Annotated in this window: 12 protein-coding genes; 4 read left to right on the forward strand and 8 right to left on the reverse strand. The window is 53.9% G+C overall.

Annotated elements, in window-relative coordinates:
* Positions 1-6: 6 nt before the first annotated feature.
* Entirely contained in the window at positions 7-1,647 is a 1,641-nt protein-coding gene (locus ACMV8I_RS01855; RefSeq protein ID WP_498863524.1) for a TIGR04028 family ABC transporter substrate-binding protein, read from the reverse strand.
* A gap of 1,109 nt (positions 1,648-2,756) precedes the next feature.
* The gene (gene puuD / locus ACMV8I_RS01860) at positions 2,757-3,554 is read right to left on the reverse strand and encodes a gamma-glutamyl-gamma-aminobutyrate hydrolase (protein ID WP_498863525.1); all 798 of its coding nucleotides are present in this window, start codon (positions 3,552-3,554) and stop codon (positions 2,757-2,759) included.
* Between the two features lie 377 nt (positions 3,555-3,931).
* Here puuD and ACMV8I_RS01865 point away from each other — a divergent pair, with 377 nt between their 5' ends.
* Both ACMV8I_RS01865 and ACMV8I_RS01870 read left to right on the forward strand, forming a co-directional pair.
* On the forward strand, positions 3,932-5,350 hold the full coding sequence (locus ACMV8I_RS01865; protein ID WP_498864694.1) for a glutamine synthetase family protein: 1,419 nt from the start codon (positions 3,932-3,934) through the stop codon (positions 5,348-5,350).
* Positions 5,351-5,863: 513 nt separating this feature from the next.
* Positions 5,864-7,243, forward strand: coding sequence for an APC family permease (locus ACMV8I_RS01870; RefSeq protein ID WP_498863526.1), 1,380 nt, complete (start codon positions 5,864-5,866; stop codon positions 7,241-7,243).
* Between the two features lie 637 nt (positions 7,244-7,880).
* On the opposite strand, the gene sbcB is transcribed toward ACMV8I_RS01870, so the two are convergent.
* Positions 7,881-9,308 (reverse strand): exodeoxyribonuclease I, encoded by a 1,428-nt coding sequence (sbcB, locus tag ACMV8I_RS01875; protein ID WP_498863527.1) that lies wholly within the window; start codon positions 9,306-9,308, stop codon positions 7,881-7,883.
* A 241-nt stretch (positions 9,309-9,549) separates the two neighbouring features.
* Here sbcB and ACMV8I_RS01880 point away from each other — a divergent pair, with 241 nt between their 5' ends.
* Positions 9,550-10,647, forward strand: a complete 1,098-nt coding sequence (locus ACMV8I_RS01880; RefSeq protein ID WP_498863528.1) for an FUSC family protein — start codon at positions 9,550-9,552, stop codon at positions 10,645-10,647.
* A 144-nt stretch (positions 10,648-10,791) separates the two neighbouring features.
* A complete protein-coding gene (locus tag ACMV8I_RS01885) occupies positions 10,792-11,124 on the forward strand; it encodes a DUF496 family protein (RefSeq protein WP_498863529.1) in 333 nt (110 codons plus the stop codon).
* A gap of 111 nt (positions 11,125-11,235) precedes the next feature.
* Here ACMV8I_RS01885 and fbpC read toward each other — a convergent pair whose 3' ends face one another.
* From fbpC to ACMV8I_RS01910, 5 genes are all read right to left on the reverse strand, one after another.
* Complete coding sequence (fbpC, locus tag ACMV8I_RS01890; RefSeq protein ID WP_498863530.1) at positions 11,236-12,318, reverse strand: ferric ABC transporter ATP-binding protein; 1,083 nt, start codon at positions 12,316-12,318, stop codon at positions 11,236-11,238.
* Positions 12,319-12,335: 17 nt separating this feature from the next.
* A complete protein-coding gene (locus ACMV8I_RS01895) occupies positions 12,336-14,414 on the reverse strand; it encodes an ABC transporter permease (protein WP_498863531.1) in 2,079 nt (692 codons plus the stop codon).
* Between the two features lie 117 nt (positions 14,415-14,531).
* A complete protein-coding gene (locus ACMV8I_RS01900) occupies positions 14,532-15,572 on the reverse strand; it encodes an ABC transporter substrate-binding protein (protein WP_498863532.1) in 1,041 nt (346 codons plus the stop codon).
* Between the two features lie 45 nt (positions 15,573-15,617).
* Positions 15,618-16,934, reverse strand: coding sequence for an MFS transporter family glucose-6-phosphate receptor UhpC (gene uhpC / locus ACMV8I_RS01905; protein ID WP_498863533.1), 1,317 nt, complete (start codon positions 16,932-16,934; stop codon positions 15,618-15,620).
* 84 nt (positions 16,935-17,018) lie between these two features.
* Entirely contained in the window at positions 17,019-18,551 is a 1,533-nt protein-coding gene (locus ACMV8I_RS01910) for an MASE1 domain-containing sensor histidine kinase (RefSeq protein ID WP_498863534.1), read from the reverse strand.
* Position 18,552 lies beyond the last annotated feature (1 nt).

The following is an 18,552-nucleotide window of genomic DNA, read 5'->3' on the forward strand; positions in this document are numbered from 1 at the left end:
GCCTGATTAATGTTTTTCCAGCCATGCGCCATAGAAGCTCGGGCGGCCGACCGCTTCAAAGTTAATGCCTTTGAGGTATGGCGCACCGGCAAATACCTGCGGCTCTTCGAAAATGGGGATCACATAGGCCTGATCCAGCAGGTAGTTCTGCACGTCAGCCGTCAGGGCAAGGCGTTTTTGCGGATCCACTTCGGCAGAAACGGCAATCAGCAAATCGTTAAGTTTGTCGTCGCGGAAGTTTTTCACCTTGCTGCTGGAACCGCCTTTTTGCAGTAAAACGTCGCGGTTGGTTGGGTAGAAGGCGCTTTTGATCACGTCCGGATCGGCACGGCCCACTTCAACCACGTAAGCGGCAGTTTTTTCCGGATCAAGGTTGTCTGCGATGCGGCTACCTGCATCACCGGCCAGAATGTTGAGCTTGACGCCCACCTGACTCCATTGTTGCGACACCAGTTGCAACACTTCTTTGTTCTGCGGCTGCGGCAGGGATTCATACACCGTCAGCGACAGTGTTTTGCCGTCCTTCTGGCGGATGCCATTTGCCCCGGTTTTCCAGCCAGCTTCATCCAGCAGCTTTTTGGCCTGCGCAGGGTCGTAAGTCAGTTTGCTGGCTAAATCGGTATATCCGGCAGCCGTTTTCGCTACGACTGAGGTGGCCTGCGGATAATTTGGCGAGAACAGCGTATCAACAACCTGTTTGGCGTTGGTCGCGTGCAGCAGTGCCTGACGGACTTTGAGATCCGACACCAGCGCATTGTCTGGACGGAAGGCAATACCGTCGTTTACACCTTTGGTTGGCGCGGCGTAAATCGGGAAATTTTGGTCTTTGGCTTGTTTCTCGTCATAGGCCTGTACCTGACGGATGAAGTCCGCCTGACCGGCCAGCAGCGCGCCAATGCGTACGCTGTCTTCGTTGGTGACAATCACGTTGATGCCATCCAGATTCGCTCGGCCCTGCTGTTTGAGATGCTTCGGTCCCCAGTTGTAATCTTTGCGCACTGTCAAATCGACTTCGCGTCCCAGCGTCTCTCTGCTGACGACAAACGGCCCCGAACCGATGATGTGGGTGGCGTCGCCCAGCGAGTCAAAGTTGCGGTTCAACGTACTTAATGACACCAGGCCTGAGCCGATGGTGGCCGTACCCTGAAGGAATCCCGGTGAAGGTTTTTTAAAGAAGAACTTCACGGTCAGCGGATCGACGACTTCACTGTGGTCATAGTTGTTGATCACTTCTGATACAGGCAGGTTGTGCTCTTTATTGCCCAAGCCATAGGTGTCGATGTTCTTCGCCACGGCGTTGGCGTCCAGCGGCGTACCGTCAGAGAAGGTCACACCAGGACGGATTTTGAAGGTGTATTCAGTCTTGTTGCTGTTGAAGCTCCATGATTCGGCGATCCATGGTTCAATCTCCAGCGTCTGAGGATTCTGATAGGTTAACTTGTCGGTAATTTGGTTGAGTATGCCGCCATTGGGGTAAAATCCACCCGCGGGTGGATATAAATTGGTATGTGCCTGTTGTTCCAGATACACCAAGGTTCCGCCCTGAACCGGCGTCTCCTCGGCAGCAAATGCAGCGCTGGTGGTAGAAATTAAAAGGCCTAAAGCCAGAGCGCGGGAAACCGCGTTCAAACGGCGAATGGTATGCATCAACGTATCCTTTTTCTTATTAGCAAGTGAACGTCACTGAAGTTCGCCGTGAGGGTTTTAGAACTAAAGTGGTGGTTCTATATCAAACCTTTTTGAAAAGGATATAAACGAAGGATTATTGCTATGGATAGCGAGAAAGTAGCAATAGGAATGTATTGAACATTTATGCGGTTCAGGGAAGTTTTGAGCGGCCGCTCAAACTGGCTTTTAATTTCAATTTCAAATCTAAGGTCAAGACCGTGGGTTGCCACCCAAACTGGCCTGAAGGAGTGTCTATCGCCACACCCCTTCAGAATCCCCAGCTCTTTTAAAAACAGCTGCTGCGCTGGTCACAATGGCCGTGTTTCAGGGGCTGAAGTGATAGCCGTAAAATGTCATCGCTCCGCGATCCCCGGCTGCGTGTTCGAGCCAACGGTGAAGATGTTGTCTCTCCACCGACTTGCCGGTGACATTTTGAATACGGCCGAGACTTTTTTAAAATCCAAATCCAAATCCAAATCTGTTTTGTTTTTTAAAATGCCGGGGCCGCATTCAAAACGACGTCGAGGGAGAGGCGCAAAACCGCGTGGGGTTTACGCGGGTTGAAGCCCGAACGGAGAGTACCGCGCAGCGGCGAAGTTTGCGGCTATCACCGAGATACCTGAAACACGGCCATTGTGACTTGCGAAGTCTCGATCTTGCAGCGTAAAAACGCAGGATTGTTAAGGGCCACGTTTATGGCCCTTAACCCGGTGTGGGCCGGCGCCCACGATCTTGACGTGGAATTTAAAAGCCGGTGTGGGCCGGCGCCCACGATCTTGACGTGGAATTTAAAAGCCGGTGTGGGCCGGCACCCACGATCTTGACGTGGAATTTAAAAGCCGGTGTGGGCCGGCGCCCACGATCTTGACGTGGAATTTAAAAGCCGGTGTGGGCCGGCGCCCACGATCTTGACGTGGAATTTAAAAAGCCGGTGTGGGCCGCGGCGCCCACGATCTTGACGTGGAATTTAAAAAGCCAGTGTGGGCGGCGAGCCCACGACCTTGAAATTGAATTTAAAGTGGGTTTGGGTGGCAACCCAAGGTATTCAAGTTGAAAGGGGTTGTCAGGGGAAACCCCTGACCGATCCCTTAGCGGGGAGCCAGGTGGTGGTGATATTTACGGCAGGCATCCACAAAAGATTCGAACAGCTGGCGCGACACCTCGTCAGTCAGGCTGTGCCATTCCGGATGCCACTGCACGCCAAGTGCGAAGGGGTGGCTACGTACACTGACCGCTTCGACCAGATTGTCTGGCGCGCGTGCTTCAATATTCAGTTCAGCGCCCAGACATTTTGCGCCCTGACCGTGCAGGGAGTTCACCTGAAACTGCTGATAGTCTGGCAGTAATTCAGCCAGCAAGCCGCCGGGTTCGATACTCACCCTATGCACCAAATCATACTGTGCGTCGTGCGGCAGTGAAGTGTCTTCGCGATGATCCATAAACCCAGGTTGCTCCTGCACCTTACGATACAGGCTACCACCGGTGGCGACGACCAACTCCTGCATTCCGCGACAGGCGGCGAAAAGTGGAATGCGTTGATCGAGCGCGGCGCGGATTAATGCCAGGCTGAGTTTGTCGCGGCCGGGATCGGCGAGGTCTTCAATGCCGTCTTCACCGTACAGATGGGGTTCGATATTGCTCGGGCTACCGGTCAGGAAGATGCCGTCGAGGCGTGACACTACCTCGTTGATCGCTCCTTCGCGGGAAGCCAGTTCGTGAGGAAGACAGACGGGTAAGGCATTGGCGTTGAAAATGGCGTCGAGATATTTCTCATGAACCGTGAGTGCCGGATTTCCGTCGATAGTGTTCTGGCACATTACTACCCCAATGATCGGTCTGTAGCTGGTTTCTTTTCTGGCTTGCGCCGTGGAAAACAGATTGCCCATGTTACCGCCTCGTTGAGTTGTCTGAAGGGTTGAGTTTGCGCGCCTCGTCGCTTTTAGCCGTTCAATTACGTTGACGTTACTCCATAAACTTAACAGCCGAAAGGCGCATTTTCAAACCGGGCAGTGGCAAGGCTGTCGCCATTGCAAAAGTTTTATGATGGGTCTAGGGTTATTATTCAGGTTATTTTATTTACAACATTTTTTCATCACAGGGCGCAAATTGATGAAGCTTTCTTAACCAGAGATGTTGAAGCTCGATAAGAAAAGCGTGTTGGAGGGAGTGAGTCAGAATCAAAACGGCGGGGTACCATGGTGGTTGGTGGTGCCAGAGACGCCACACTAATGCAAACGGCGGAAATCCTATGCAAACGGTCATTATTGAATCAAACAGTTCCGAAGTTGAAGACTTCGCTGCACACGGCGAAGAGAAGCGAAGCAGCGCGTTCCAGGTCGAAGTTACACAATACCTGGAGCGTCAACCCCTTACACTTTATATCGATGTTCTCCTCACAGATTTAAACGGCAGTTTCCGCGGTAAACGCATCCCCGTCTCAGCGCTTAGAAAAATCGAAAAAGGGTGTTATTTCCCCGCTTCAGTCTTTGCTATGGATATTCTTGGCAACGTGGTCGAAGAGGCTGGTTTGGGTCAGGAATTAGGCGAGCCCGATCGCATCTGTTTACCCGTCCCCGGCACGCTGACACCCTCGGCTTCTGATCCCGATCACATCGGCCAATTGTTGCTGACCATGCTTGACGAAGATGGTACTCCCTTTGACGTTGAACCCCGCAATGTGCTGAATCATCTCTGGCAAACATTGCGCCAGCGGGGATTGTTCCCGGTGGTAGCGGTAGAGCTGGAGTTCTATTTGCTCGACAGACAGCGAGATGCGGAAGGATCTATTCAGCCGCCGTGTACTCCAGGCACCACCGAGCGCAGTATGCATACGCAATGCTATTCGGTCGATAATCTCGACCATTTCGCCGACGTTCTTAGTGATATCGATCGTCTTGCTAATATTCAGGGATTACCGGCCGACGGCGCAGTGGCCGAGTCTTCGCCCGGCCAGTTCGAAATTAATCTGCATCACAGCGACAATGTTCTGCGTGCCTGCGACCATGCACTGACCCTGAAACGGCTGGTGCGCCTGGTGGCAGAAAATCATGATATGGACGCCACTTTTATGGCTAAACCGTATGAAGACCATGCGGGCAGCGGTATGCATATTCACCTGAGCGTACTCGACGATAATGGTAAGAACCTGCTGGCCGACGGCGAAGGGGAAGATTCCGCGCTGATGAAACGTGCGCTGGCGGGGATGCTTGCGCTGATGCCTGCTTCGATGGCGGTTTTGGCACCTAACGTCAATGCTTTCCGCCGTTTTCAGCCGGGCATGTACGTGGCGACGCAAGCCTCGTGGGGTCACAATAACCGCACCGTTGCGTTACGCGTACCCTGTAGTGGAACGGCCGATCACCGCGTTGAGTACCGTCTGGCGGGAGCTGACGCTAACCCGTATTTGGTCGTAGCCAGCGTTTTGGCCGGGATGCTGTACGGCCTCGACAACGATTTGCCTCTGCCTGAACCGGTTACCGGCAACGGTCTGGAACAGGACGGAATGCCGCTACCCATTCGACAGAGCGATGCCCTGATGGAATTCGACCAGCAACCGGCGTTAAAAAAATACCTCGGCGAACGCTTCTCACAAGTTTATCACGCGTGTAAATCGGATGAGTTATTGCAGTTTGAGCGGCGCATAACCGAAACTGAAATCGACTGGATGCTGCGTAATGCCTGATCTGGCGTGGAACACGTGCTCGGATATTGTATACCGGTGACATGCGAATAAAATTTGAAGCGTTTCTTGATCCGACACACCGCAGAGAAAGAAATCGTCACTGAAGGCCTCTATATCTTGTCATCAGCCCCCGATATAGTGCAAAATACCGCACATGCAGAATAACCGACGCTTAAAAGCGCCGGTTATTTTTTTTGCATTGTGTGAAACGCAAACTAATTCAACAGAGGCCGGACCCAGATCCGGATAGATAACCAGGTTCGTGTGTGATCCCAAATCAATAAACGGTCACCACTATGAGGAAATGCATGATGGGGCAATATTTTAAACCTGTACCGGTGCCCACCGGTATCGTTGTCAGCTGCGGCAAATTAAGCTCAGCCTTTATATCCGTGTTCAACGATGTAAAGATCAATCCCCCATTTCCTGGTTATCAAACACGAAGTCAGCCCTGCATTTTGCGCACGGAGGCGTTTACCCGCCCGGTGCTTGCAAGTCAGGGAGGGCTGAGCCATGTCTGCTAATATTGCTACTGCTGCTCCGGCAACTCATCGCGTACAACTGCGTAAAACGCTGACATTGGTTCAGGTAGTGATGATGGGCCTGGCCTATCTGCAACCTATGACCATTTTCGATACCTTCGGTATCGTGTCCGGACTGACTGACGGCCACGTTGCCACGGCGTATATTTTCGCGTTGATCGCCGTGCTGTTTACCGCAGTGAGTTACGGCAAACTGGTGAAACGCTTCCCGTCCGCCGGTTCTGCTTATACCTACGCGCAGAAAGCCATTAACCCCCACGTTGGCTTTATGGTGGGTTGGTCATCCTTGCTGGACTATCTGTTCATGCCGATGATCAACATCCTGCTGGCGAAAATCTATCTGGAAGCCATCTTCCCGGGAGTGCCGTCGTGGATCTTTGTCACTGCGCTGGTGGCGCTGATGACTGCGTTCAACCTGCGTGGCATCAAAGTGGTGGCGAACCTCAACAGTATTATCGTGGTGGTTCAGGTCGCGATTATGGTGGTATTCCTTGGTCTGCTGATCCATGGCGTTTACATGGGTGAGGGCATGGGAACGCTCACCAGCACCAAGCCGTTCTACAGTGAAAACGCGCACGTGGTGCCGATGATCACCGGGGCGACTATCCTGTGCTTCTCGTTCCTGGGCTTCGATGGGATCAGCTCACTGTCTGAAGAGACGCCAAACGCCGGTAAAGTCATTCCGAAAGCGATTTTCCTGACTGCGCTGATTGGCGGCATTATCTTCGTGGTGGTGTCCTACTTCCTGCAGCTCTATTTCCCGGACATCTCGCGCTTCCACGATCCGGACGCGTCTCAGCCGGAAATTATGCTCTACGTGGCCGGTAAGTTTTTCCAGTCGGTGATCCTGTGCTTTAGCTGCGTGACCGTGCTGGCATCAGGTATGGCGGCACATGCGGGCGTTTCCCGTCTGCTGTACGTAATGGGCCGTGACGGCGTATTCCCGGAGAAAATCTTCGGTTATGTGCATCCGAAATGGCGTACGCCGACGTTCAATGTCGTATTAGTGGGTGTGGTTGCAATGTCCGCGGTGACTTTTGATCTGGTCACGGCCACCGCGCTGATTAACTTCGGTGCGCTGGTGGCCTTCACCTTCGTTAACCTGTCGGTGATATCGCAGTTCTACATCCGCGAACAGCGTAATAAGACGTTCAAAGATAATTTCAATTATCTGGTCTTGCCGACGATTGGTGCATTGACCGTGGGGGCGCTGTGGCTAAATCTAGAAGCCAGCTCAATGACCCTGGGTCTGGTCTGGGGAGCGATTGGTTTAGGTTATCTGGCCTTCATCACCAATCTGTTCCGGCAGAAACCACCGCAGATGAGCGGTGAGATCATGCCAGAATCATAAGAATCTGAGGGACCCGCAAGGGTCCTTTTTTTGCTCTTTGGAAAGAGCAGGAAACAGTTTTGGTTTCAAGCTTTCACTTTCACTTCAAATTCAAAACCTTGGGTTGCCACCCAAACTGGCCCAGAAGGCGCGTTGGCGCGCGCCCTCTGGACTCCCGCGCCTTCTTAAAACAGCAGCTGCGCTGGTCACAATGGCCGTGTTTCAGTCACCATGACGACAGCCGCAAAATGTCGCCGCTTAGGCGGTACCTTCGCTACGGGTTTCGAGCCTCAGGTCTCGAACCGCTTGCTCAGCACCATTTTTGAACGCGGCCAAGGCTTTTTCAAATTCAAAACCCAAACAGTTTTGGTCCTTCAACATGCTTCGGCCGCATTCAAAATGCCGCCGAGGGAGAGGTGCAAAACCGCGAGTCTTTTTTCGCGGGTTGGAACCCGAACTGAGGGGACCGCAACGCGGCGGTCTTTTGCGGCTATAACGGAAGTTCCTGAAACACGGCCGTCCCAACTGCGTAGCTGCGGTTTTTAAAAGCCCTGGATTCCAAAGGGCGGCGGCGATTGGCCGCCCTTTGGTCGGTGTGGGCCGACGCCCACGACCTTGAAGTTGAATTTGAATTTGAATTTAAAAGCGAAAGCCGTGCTTACGCCACCAGCCTCTTCCCGTAGTCAAACAGCGCTTTGAGGAGCGCTGTCTTCTCCGCATCCTCCTCATACAGGTTGTACAGAGATTCGAGCTGCAAAATATAGTCCTGTACCCGTTCTGCATTGAGCTTCTCACGGCGATGTTCTTGCCAGCGGCGCTGTTCGGCGTCGGTCAGCGTGGCGGGGAAGTTGCGGGCGCGGTAGCGGAACAGCAGCGTTTCGATGCGGGTATCGTTGAAGGTTAAATCCAGCGCGGGCAGGTTTTCCGGTTTGGTCTCCAGAATGATGCGCAGGGCGGCTCGGTCGGCGTCGCTAAAGAAACCATCGTACAAGCGACCATCTACATCTTCGCTCCCTTTAAAAGGCTCAGCGTCAGCGTAAAGTGCGACCACTTTCTCGCGTATTTGCGTATTCTGCCGCAACAATTGCAGATTTTGCAGACAACGTTCACGGTCGATACCCAGACGTTCTGCGTTTTCCGGTAACAGCGTTTTCGCCGGTGCCAGCACTGGGCATTTGTTGATATGTAACAGTTTGATCGGCAATGGTGATTGGCCGGGCTCCAGCGCATCGCGGCGAGTGTAAAGCCGTTCGCGCATCTGTTCGGCATCCAGTTCCAGCAGAGGCGTCATATCACCACCCAAATCACATACGATCACCGCATTCTTATTTTCCGGGTGCCACGCCAGCGGCGCGACCCAGGCAGTATTACCGCGTGCGGCGCCAAACATACCGGAGACATGCACCAGCGGTGTCATGGCCGCGATATCGATCAACGCATTGACTTTGTGTTTATTGCGGTGCTCAAGCAGGAAGTCGAACAGACGCGGTTGTGCCTGTCTTACCCGCTTGGCCATGGCGATGGTGGCGTAAACGTCGGCCATCGCATCATGCGCGTTTTCATGTTCGATACCGTTAGCTTTGGACAGGTGTTCGAGGCGGAAACTCGGAAAACCGTCCTCATTTTCTGGCCAGTTGATGCCGTCCGGACGCAGCGCGTAACAGGCGCGCATTACATCGAGCAGGTCCCAGCGGGAATTGCCATATTGCCAGCTGTAAGCGTAAGGATCGTAGAAGTTACGGTAAAAAATATTGCGGCTGACTTCATCATCAAAACGAATATTGTTATAGCCGACAATGCATGTACCGGGCACGCTAAAGGCCTTATGGATATGCGCGCTGAATTCCGCTTCACTTAGCCCTTTCTCCAGCGCCAGTTGTGGCGTAATCCCGGTGATCATCACCGCTTCCGGCTCAGGTAAATAATCGTCAGACGGGCGACAATAAATCACTAATGGCTCTTCTATGATATTGAAATCCTGATCGGTGCGCACACCGGCAAACTGCGCAGGGCGGTCCAGCGCCGGGTTCTTGCCGAAAGTTTCATAATCATGAAAGTAGAAGGTTTTTTGCGACTTGTCTGACATTACGGAGTTAACCCTTATTCGGAGTTGGTGATGGCGAGATGGCATAGCGAACAGCCGATAAGGATACCATTCAGCGGTGAGATGTCATGAGGAAATCTGTCAGCCTGTGGTTTGTCCTCGAAAATCACGTATTATTCGCCTAACGTTTGACTAAAACCACGGTGTTTCTCTGCAACAACTCCGCTAAACTAACGGCCTTTGATTCTTCTGCCACTTCATGGCACTTCATGGGTAAACATGTATGCGCCTGGACAAGAAAATCTCGCCGCTCGACAACGTGATTTACAGTCATTACCGCATTGCCCATGCACTGCGTATTGCGCTGGCATTCATCCTCACTTTTCTTATTGTCCGCCTGACCGGGATCCCTGAAGGCACCTGGCCACTGATCACATTAGTGGTTGTCATGGGGCCGATTTCGTTTTGGGGCAATATTTTACAGCGTGTGTCGGAGCGTATCGCCGGGACCGTGTTTGGTTCGGTTTCCGGTCTGATTGCGCTGTGGCTTGAACTCTACTCTTTACCGCTAATGCTGGTGTGGTGTGGGATCGTGATGTTTGTCAGCGGTTATTTGACCCTTGGCAAGCGGCCCTATATGGCGCTGCTGATCGGTGTGACGCTGGCGGTGGTATGCGGTGCCGGGCCGGGGGATATGCATACTGCGCTGTGGCGGTCGGGCGATGTGGTATTCGGCTCGCTGCTGGCGCTGTTGTTTGCCAGTATTTATCCGCAACGTGCCTTTATCCACTGGCGGATGCAGATGGCCGACTATCTGATGTCGCTTAATAAACTCTATAGCGCCTGGCTGTCACCCAATATGCTCGAACGCCCACATTTGCAGGGCAAATTAAAAACTGCCATGACCCAGATGGTGAAGATGCGCGCGCTGTTCGCGCCGGCCAGCAAAGAGTCCCATATTCCCCGCGAAGTATTCGATGCCATTCAGACCCTCAGCCGTAACCTTTTATGTACGCTGGAATTATTGGCTGATGCCTACTGGAGTTCGCGCGAAAGCCACTATCTTATGCTTAACGCCCGCACGCTGCGCAGTGCCCAGCTGTTGATGCTCAATTCTCTCGAGCAATTAAGCGATATGCTGCTCAACGGCACCAGAGGGGATGAATCTGCGCTGAATCATCAGCTCAGTGAGTCAGCAGAGGAGCTCAAACAGCTGATGCAGGAGATGAATACCAGCCAGCATCTGGAAGCGCCCATTTATGGCTACGTCTGGTTGAGCATGCAGGTGGCCGAGCAACTTAAGTCATTAGGGGATCTGATCACGATGACCATGCGCAAAGAAGAGGCGTTAAATGAGGCCAGTGCGGTGCCGAAAGTGTGAAGGGATTTTTTTCTGTCCGCTAAAACGGGTAAGATAAGCGAATTAGACTTTCGTTCTGAACGCGCAGGTTTTTCCTGCTAGGCTGTAACCCCCGTTCCGGGCAGTGAGTCACTGAATCTGTGTAACTTAATCGAAGGTGTTAAAATGGACAATATCAACAAGCCGAGTTTCCATGACGTTCTGGAATTTGTACGCATTTTCCGCCGCAAGAACAAACTGCAACGCGAAATTGCTGACAACGAAAAAAAAATCCGCGACAACCAGAAACGTGTTCTGCTGCTCGACAACCTTGGTGACTACATCAAACCGGGCATGAGCATCGAAGAAGTTCAGGCTATTATTGCCAGCATGCGTGGCGACTATGAAGACCGCGTTGATGATTACATCATCCGCAATGCTGACCTGTCTAAAGAACGTCGTGAAATGTCGAAAAAACTGAAAGCTATGGGCGAAGTAAAAGCCAACGAAGGCAAGTAAGACTCGTCATTCAAACTTTGATTAACATTTTAAAAGGCCTCATCACTGTTGCGATGAGGCCTTTTGCTTTCTGTTTCTTACTCTCTGAAAACTGAACGGCCAGCTCACGCCTTACGGCAGGACGAACATGCCATACGGATGAATTTGCAGGAAGAAGGCATCGCCTGCACTTGGCTGCAACTGCGTGGCATTGACCTGTAATAGCAACGATTGCCCGTGCCAGTCCAACGTCACTTCATACTGCGGCCCCATGTAGGCTACGTGCGTGATGGTACAACGTTGGTTGTCGTCACCCTGCAAGCTAAGGGTAATGGCTTCCGGGCGCACGCCGACCGTGCATTGTTGCAGACCTGCGGCAAAGTCAGTCGGTTTCATAATGTGATAGCCGAAGATCTCCACCGTCTCGCGGTGCAAATCGGCCGGAAACACATTGGCGTCACCCATGAAGCTCGCCATAAAGCGTGAGGCAGGCTGGCGGTAGAGTTCCTGCGGCGCGCCAATCTGCATGATTTGGCCTTTGTTCATCACCAGCACGGTGTCGGACACTGCAAAAGCCTCGCTTTGGTCGTGCGTAACGTACAGTGAGGTGATGTTGAACTGCTGCTGCAGTTCACGGATCTTCTCACGCATGCTGCGGCGCAGGTTGGCATCAAGGTTGCTCAGCGGTTCATCGAACAGCAATACCTTTGGTTTGAGGATCAGTGCACGGGCCAGCGCGACGCGCTGCTGTTGACCACCTGAAATCTGATCCACATAGCGATCCTCAAAACCATCCAGATCGACCAGCGACAGCGCCTCACGCACTCGTTCGCGGATTTCAGCTCTTGGCCGACCGAGCATTTTCAGCCCATAACCGATATTTTCCCCGAGGGACATATGGGGGAACAGCGCGTAAGACTGAAACACCATACAAATATCACGCTGCTGGATAGAGCGGTCGGTCACGTCTTCGCCGTCGATAAAAATTCGTCCTTCGCTCGGCTTCTCAAGCCCGGCGACCATACGCAGCACGGTCGTTTTGCCGCAGCCCGATGGGCCGAGCAGGGTGACCATTTTACCTTGCGGAATAGCCAAATTCAGACCTTCCAGCACGGTATTGTTGCCAAAACGCTTGGCGACGTTCTTCAGTTCCACAAAGCTTTTGGCGGTTTCAGCCGGCGCGCTTCGGGTTGGGTTTTCAGTGGTTAGGGTCATAAAAAGTCGCTCCGAAATTATTGGCCTGTTTTGGCTTTTGAGCGGGAAATACGCGCTTCGCCAACCAGATAGTCAAAGATGAAAATGATCGCTAACATCACCACGATCAGTATTGAGCCGTAGGCAATCGCCACGCCGTATTCCCCATCTTCTACCCGATTGAGAATGTAGGCGGTCGCCACGCGAGTATCGGGCGTGACCAGGAACACAATGGCACTGACGGTGGTAATGGCGCGTACGAAGCTGTAAATCAGCGCAGAGAGGATCGCCGGTCTTAGCAGCGGCAACAGAATGTAGATCACGGTACGCATCGACCCGGCGCGCAGGCTGAGCGAGGCTTCATCCAGCGATTTATCCAGTTGCCCAAGCCCGGCAATACCGGCGCGGATCCCCACCGGCACGTTACGCATTACCATCGAGATAATCACAATGGCTGCTGTACCGGTCAGATAAACCGGTGCGCTGTTAAAGGCCAAAATGTAGGAGATCCCGGCCACGGTGCCCGGCACCGCGAAGCACAGCATTGTGCTGAACTCGATGGTCTTTTTGCCCCGAAACTGCTGGCGAACCACGATGTAAGCGATCAGCAAACCGAACAACGCGGTGATCGGTGCGGCGATACCGGCGTAGAGCAGGGTGTCGAGCAGCGAAGGCCAGGCACCGTCACTGAAGCCTTGTCCAAACAACTTGGTGAAGTTGGCGAAGGTCAGGGTGTAATCCACACCCCAGTTAACGGTGAAACTGCCGTAGAAAATGCTGCCATAGAGCAGAGCATTGAAGGCTACCCACACCGCCAGCAACAGCGTCACGCCCCATACCAACGTCACTGGCAGCGGTTGAACGTCGCCGCGCGAGGTTTTGCCCGAAATGGTGACGTAGGAGCGTTTACCAATCCACATATACTGCACACAGAACACCAGCAGTGAGAACACCAGCAAAATGACGCCCAGCGTACTGGCGGCCTGATAATCCAGCTGTGCGCCGGTGATGTAGAAGTAGATTTGCGTCGCCAGCACGTCGAAGTTACCGCCCAGCACCAGCGGGTTACTAAAATCGGCCAGAGACTGGACAATGACAATCAGGAACGCATTCGCCAGCGCCGGTTTCAGCAGCGGCAGGAATACGCGGTGGAAGGTCTGCCAGCGGCTGGCACGTAACGTATATGAAGCCTCTTCCAGTGACGGATGAATAGTTTTGATTGCACCATCAAGGATCATAAAGGCCATTGGCGTAAAAGCCAGCACCTGTGCCAGCCAGATACCGGTGAAACCGTAGAGCCAGTTGGTATTGGTCAGGCCGAACCAGTCCGCCATCAGTTCCGTGACGTAACCGGAGCGACCCATCATCAGTGTTACGCCCAGACCGACAATAAACGGTGGGGTGACGATCGGCAGAATCGAGAATATCCGGCCGATAATAGCCGAGCGTTTAGCGATTCGGGTGGTGTAAATCGCCAGCACCAGTCCGAAGAAGGTACAACCAATGCCGACGGCGATGGACAGCAGGAACGAGTTCCAGATCACCTGCAAAATATGCGATTGACCCAGTACTGCCATAAAGGCCAGCGGCGCGAGCTCACCGGCGTCGTTGGTAAACATGGGGATAAAGATCGCAATGCTCGGGAAGATGATAAACACGCCGATCATCGCGATGATGCAAATAAGCGATCCGAGCACAAAACGGTCACCACCCAGCCACTCTAAACGAGACAGCGCCAGCGTACAGACTGCGCCGAGGGCAATGAAAATGCCGATGCTGCCATAGCCCAGACCGCGTCCGACCAGCGTGGCGCTGACAATCATGAACAGCGCACAGAATACCGACCAGGCCGCGTCGAACTGATGGCGGCGGCGGGCTTCCAGCCGTTGTGCATAGTGCGGGCGGAACAGCAAAACCGCCGGCAACAGCAGCCACAGCAGGCTGATATTCAGCCCCGACCAACCATAGGCGGCAAGAATTTCCTCTTGTGAAGAGTCCATCAAGCCGTAGTCCAGGCTCCAGGCGGGCAGCAGCACGAAGGCCGCCAGAATCAGTCCCAGCCAGGCGAAAACCGGGTCCCGACGCTGGACTCCGGGCAGGATGAGTGCATGAGACATTTTGTCCCCTTAGTGATAGAGAAAAGGTGTTGGCGAAAAATGCAAAAGTGGTCTTACTCCTTCCCTTCTCTCGAGGGGAAGGAGTAAATCATGTCCATTCAATGAATGACGTGGGCTTTATTGTGTCTCTTTGCCCATCTTCACTTCGTTAACCCACTTGGTGATCAGTTCTTTACGCATATTGGATGCACCGTATTTGTCCATGTCGTAATTGATCAGCTTCAGGTCGCTCATTTTCAGTGAGTTAGGCGAGGTTTCTGCGGTGGTGTTGGTCAGGATCTGGTAGGACTGGCCTTTTTTCCATGCCAATTCTTGCGCGTCTTTTGACAGCGCCCAGTCAACGAACAGTTTGGCGTTATCGAGGTTACGTGCGCCTTTGAGGATGCTGACGCCGCCGATTTCATAGCCTGAGCCTTCGCAAGGTGAGATCAATTTCAGCGGTGCGCCACTCTCTTTTTCTTGTGCGTAATCATGCAGGAAGCCGATGCCAATTGCGGTTTCGCCGCGGGCGGCGTTACGTGCAGGCGCAATACCCGATTTGGTGTACTGCGAAATATTGGTGTTGAGCTTTTTCAGGTAATCAAAGGCCTGATCCTCGCCCCACAGCTGCGCGAAAGTCGCCAGCGCCGTATAGGCCGTGCCGGAACTTTGCGGATCGGCAATCTGGATCTCGCCCTTGTAAATCGGATTGGTCAGATCCTTCCAGCATTTCGGCTCGGGCAGATTTTTCTCTTTCAGGCGGTTAGTGTTCACGCCGACCCCCAGAATGCCGATATAGACCGCCGACGAGTAGTTGCCTTTGCGTTTAGCCGGATCACGGAAGTTCGGCATGATCTGGTCGAGATTCGGGGATTTGTAAGGCTGTAGCAGGTCCATTTCACCGGCCTGGGATTGCGGATCCAACGTGCCGCCGTACCAGACGTCAGCCTGCGGGTTTTTCTTCTCGGCTTCGACTTTCGCCAGCGTGCTGCCTGAGCCGTTGCGCAGGAACGAGGTTTTGACGTCGTACTTCTCGCCAAATGCTTTGGCTTCTTCTTCACACATGGCGTTGGTGGCACTGCAATAAATCACCAGACGGCCTTTGGCCTGAGCGGCGCCGGTCAGCGCAGTCAGGGCCACGGCAGCGGCAAGGGTGGTATGGAGCAGAGTCAGTTTCATGGCGGTTACCTTTTATTTTTTATAGGGTGGAACAGAGGAACGTTGTCAGTTATCCGGCGGCACGGAATTGAGTTCACGCTTGCTGATCCCAGCCATCATCATCGGCATCAGCAGCAGCCCGACGCAGGCGGAAGCCATTGTCAGAGCAGCGAAAAATCCGGACCAACCATAATGTTGCATCACCACTGCCAGCGGCCATCCCGCCAGCGCGGCGCCGAGGTAAGCAAACAGCCCGAGAAACCCCGTCACTGTGCCTGCCGCGTCTTTGTGTGAATATTCTGTTGCCGCCAGACCTATCAACATTTGCGGTCCGAAAACAAAAAAACCGATACTGAAGAAACTCAATGCCAACAGCCCGAAGTGGTGTACCGGCGCGAGCCACAGGGCGGTGACAGTCAAAAAAAGGCCGAGTGAAAACAGTAAAATCATCGGCGCCCGCTGGCCCCGGAACAGCAGATCGGAGCCCCATCCGGCGAACAGCGCGCCGAGCAATCCGCCGAGTTCGAACAGCGATAGCGTGGCGTTGGCGCTGAGTAAATTAACGCCGTGATTCTCCGCCAGCCAGATGTTGCCCCAGTCGTTCAGCGCGATGCGGATCAGGTAGACCAGCACATAAGAGACCCCGAGCAGCCAGATAGTCCGGTTTTGCAAAATGGTCTGGCGCAGAATTAGCATCATGCTCATTGGCGGACTTTGCTGCTCCTGGCGCAGTTCCAGCGGGTCGCGCCGCCATTCGCCCACCGTTGGCAAACCCTGCTGTTGCGGCGTTCCGCACAGTTGTCGGCATAGCCACAGCCCGAGCATAATCCCCACAGCGCCCGGTACCAGCAGCGCCGCCTGCCAGCCCCACAGAGAGGCCAGTAGCCCGGATAGCAGCGGAACCGCCGCGCCGCCGATGTTGATCGACGTATTCCAACAGCCCCACCAGAACCCGCGTTCGTTGCGCGAATACCAGTGAGTCAGCAGTCGGGCACACGGTGGCCATCCCCAGCCCTGAAAGAATCCGTTCAGTGTCCACACGATCAACAGCGCGGGCAGCGAGTGGCAGAAGGCAAACGTAATATTCAGCACCCCGGTCATTAGCAGGCCAACGCCCATAAACCAGCGCGCACCGGTGCGATCACTGAAAATCCCCGAGACAAACTTCGAACCACCGTAGGCCAGATAAAACAGCGTCCCCAGCAGGCCGATATCCCCTTTGGTCAGGCCCAGTTCCAGTTGCATCACCGGCATGACGAAATTGATGCTCTTGCGGGTGAGGTAGAACGCGGCATAACCAATGACCATCGACAGCAACAAATGAACGCGCCAGTAACGGTAGTTTTTATCCACTTGTGTGGCGGACAACGGCGTGGCTGTCATGGTTTTCTCCAACTGATGAGGCGAGTGTAGGTGGACGTTTTATGCAGCGGATGAGACAAGGTTTTAGATGACTAGGAATTAGTCCTAGTCGGGGCGGAATGTTTGCAAATCTGTGGGCAACTTAACACTTATGCGGGTGCCCTGATGTTGCTCAAGCAGCCATTCACCCCCCAGTGCGCGCACCCGTTCTTCGATACCGCGCAGCCCGAAGCCTTCTTTGACGGGGTGGGTAAAGCCGATACCGTTGTCGATGACTTCAAGTACCAGCATCTGATTTTGCTGCGTCAGGTTGACGCGCACTCGCGTGGCGCTGGCGTGTTTATTAATGTTATTGAGCAACTCCTGCACCAACCGGTAGAGCGTGAAAATCAGCGTGTCGTCGGTGGGGACGGTAGCGAGCTGGTAGTTGAGTTGGAAATCGATATCCTGCTGGGCGAAGGCGAACTCATCAGCCAGATGGTGCAGCGCTTTGTCGAGGGCCATTTCATCCAGTACCGGCGGGCGCAACTGGCGTAAAAGCTGGCGGGTGGTGTGGTGAATTCGCTGGGATAGCTCGCCGATCTGCCTGGCCGCGCTGTGGGTTGCCGGGCCGTGCGGGCTGCGGTCAACTAACATCGCCTGAATTTGAATTGCGGTAATGTTCTGGCCGATTTCATCATGCAGTTCACGGGCGATCTCCTTGCGCACCGCTTCTTCGGTATGCACCAGCCGTTCGGTCAACTGCCGGCGGGTATGCAGTTCCTGCTCAAGCTGTAAACGGTAGCGGTTGAGGTGCGAGGCTAGCTGCTGCTGACGACTGATGGCGATCCCCAGTCCAATGCCGAGCAGTGCCTGCGTGGACAGAAACAGTTCCAGCTCGAGTAAATCATTGAAGGCGCCGCTCATCTGGCGGGTAACGGTGATCATCAGGCTGCCGAGCACCGCTGCCAGCACGCCGCCTTGCCAGCCAAAGGCGTAAGCCATCACTACGTTGGGCAGGAAGACCAGAATGATCAACAGCCGTTCGACTTCTGGCGCGAGGCTCATTTGCAAACATACGGCAAGGGCGAAGAACAACGAGCACCAGATAAGCAAGGAGGTGCGCAGCGGTGGGTCGGGGATCTCCTGTGCCAGCAGATTTTGCAGATGCTGCTGTTTGAGGTATTCGTAAATCAAATAGATAAACGGCGTCAGCAAAATCCCGCCGGTGAAGGAGGCGAGCAGGGTCTGGCTCAGTGGTGAACTCAGCCACAGGCCGGGGACCGCCATTTGCAGCAGGCTGTTGCCGGCTACCGCCGCGAGCAGCAACAGCAGGCGCTGCCAGTAGAGCGTAAAACGCCGCCAGACGTGCTGCACCAACGCTGCGGGGATCAGGCTTAGCAGCGGTGAGAGCAGAATAATCCAGTGTGTTTGCAACTGCTCGCTGTGTAGCCAGACGGCGATACTCATTTCTGACATCAGCATAGCCGGCCAGTAACGGCGCGAGAGCAGCGTCATCAGTGCCAGCCGCAGGCCTTGCGGCAACAACAGCATCGCCTGCTGACCGTTTTGAGTCAGGTAAAAACTGATCGACCAGAGTGCCAGCCAGCACAGGCTGTAGAACATCGCCAGCAGTAACGTCAGCCCTATTTTTCGCACA

The organism is Ewingella sp. S1.OA.A_B6, from assembly GCF_049889095.1.
In the GTDB taxonomy this organism is placed as follows: Bacteria; Pseudomonadota; Gammaproteobacteria; order Enterobacterales; family Enterobacteriaceae; genus Ewingella.

Excerpts from the sequence above, each read along its gene's own strand:
- puuD (WP_498863525.1), bottom strand. The coding sequence starts at position 3,554 with ATGGGCAATCTGTTTTCCACGGCGCAAGCCAGAAAAGAAACCAGCTAC.
- ACMV8I_RS01855 (WP_498863524.1), bottom strand. The coding sequence starts at position 1,647 with ATGCATACCATTCGCCGTTTGAACGCGGTTTCCCGCGCTCTGGCTTTA.
- ACMV8I_RS01895 (WP_498863531.1), bottom strand. The coding sequence starts at position 14,414 with ATGTCTCATGCACTCATCCTGCCCGGAGTCCAGCGTCGGGACCCGGTT.
- ACMV8I_RS01870 (WP_498863526.1), top strand. The coding sequence starts at position 5,864 with ATGTCTGCTAATATTGCTACTGCTGCTCCGGCAACTCATCGCGTACAA.
- ACMV8I_RS01900 (WP_498863532.1), bottom strand. The coding sequence starts at position 15,572 with ATGAAACTGACTCTGCTCCATACCACCCTTGCCGCTGCCGTGGCCCTG.
- fbpC (WP_498863530.1), bottom strand. The coding sequence starts at position 12,318 with ATGACCCTAACCACTGAAAACCCAACCCGAAGCGCGCCGGCTGAAACC.
- ACMV8I_RS01880 (WP_498863528.1), top strand. The coding sequence starts at position 9,550 with ATGCGCCTGGACAAGAAAATCTCGCCGCTCGACAACGTGATTTACAGT.
- ACMV8I_RS01885 (WP_498863529.1), top strand. The coding sequence starts at position 10,792 with ATGGACAATATCAACAAGCCGAGTTTCCATGACGTTCTGGAATTTGTA.
- sbcB (WP_498863527.1), bottom strand. The coding sequence starts at position 9,308 with ATGTCAGACAAGTCGCAAAAAACCTTCTACTTTCATGATTATGAAACT.
- uhpC (WP_498863533.1), bottom strand. The coding sequence starts at position 16,934 with ATGACAGCCACGCCGTTGTCCGCCACACAAGTGGATAAAAACTACCGT.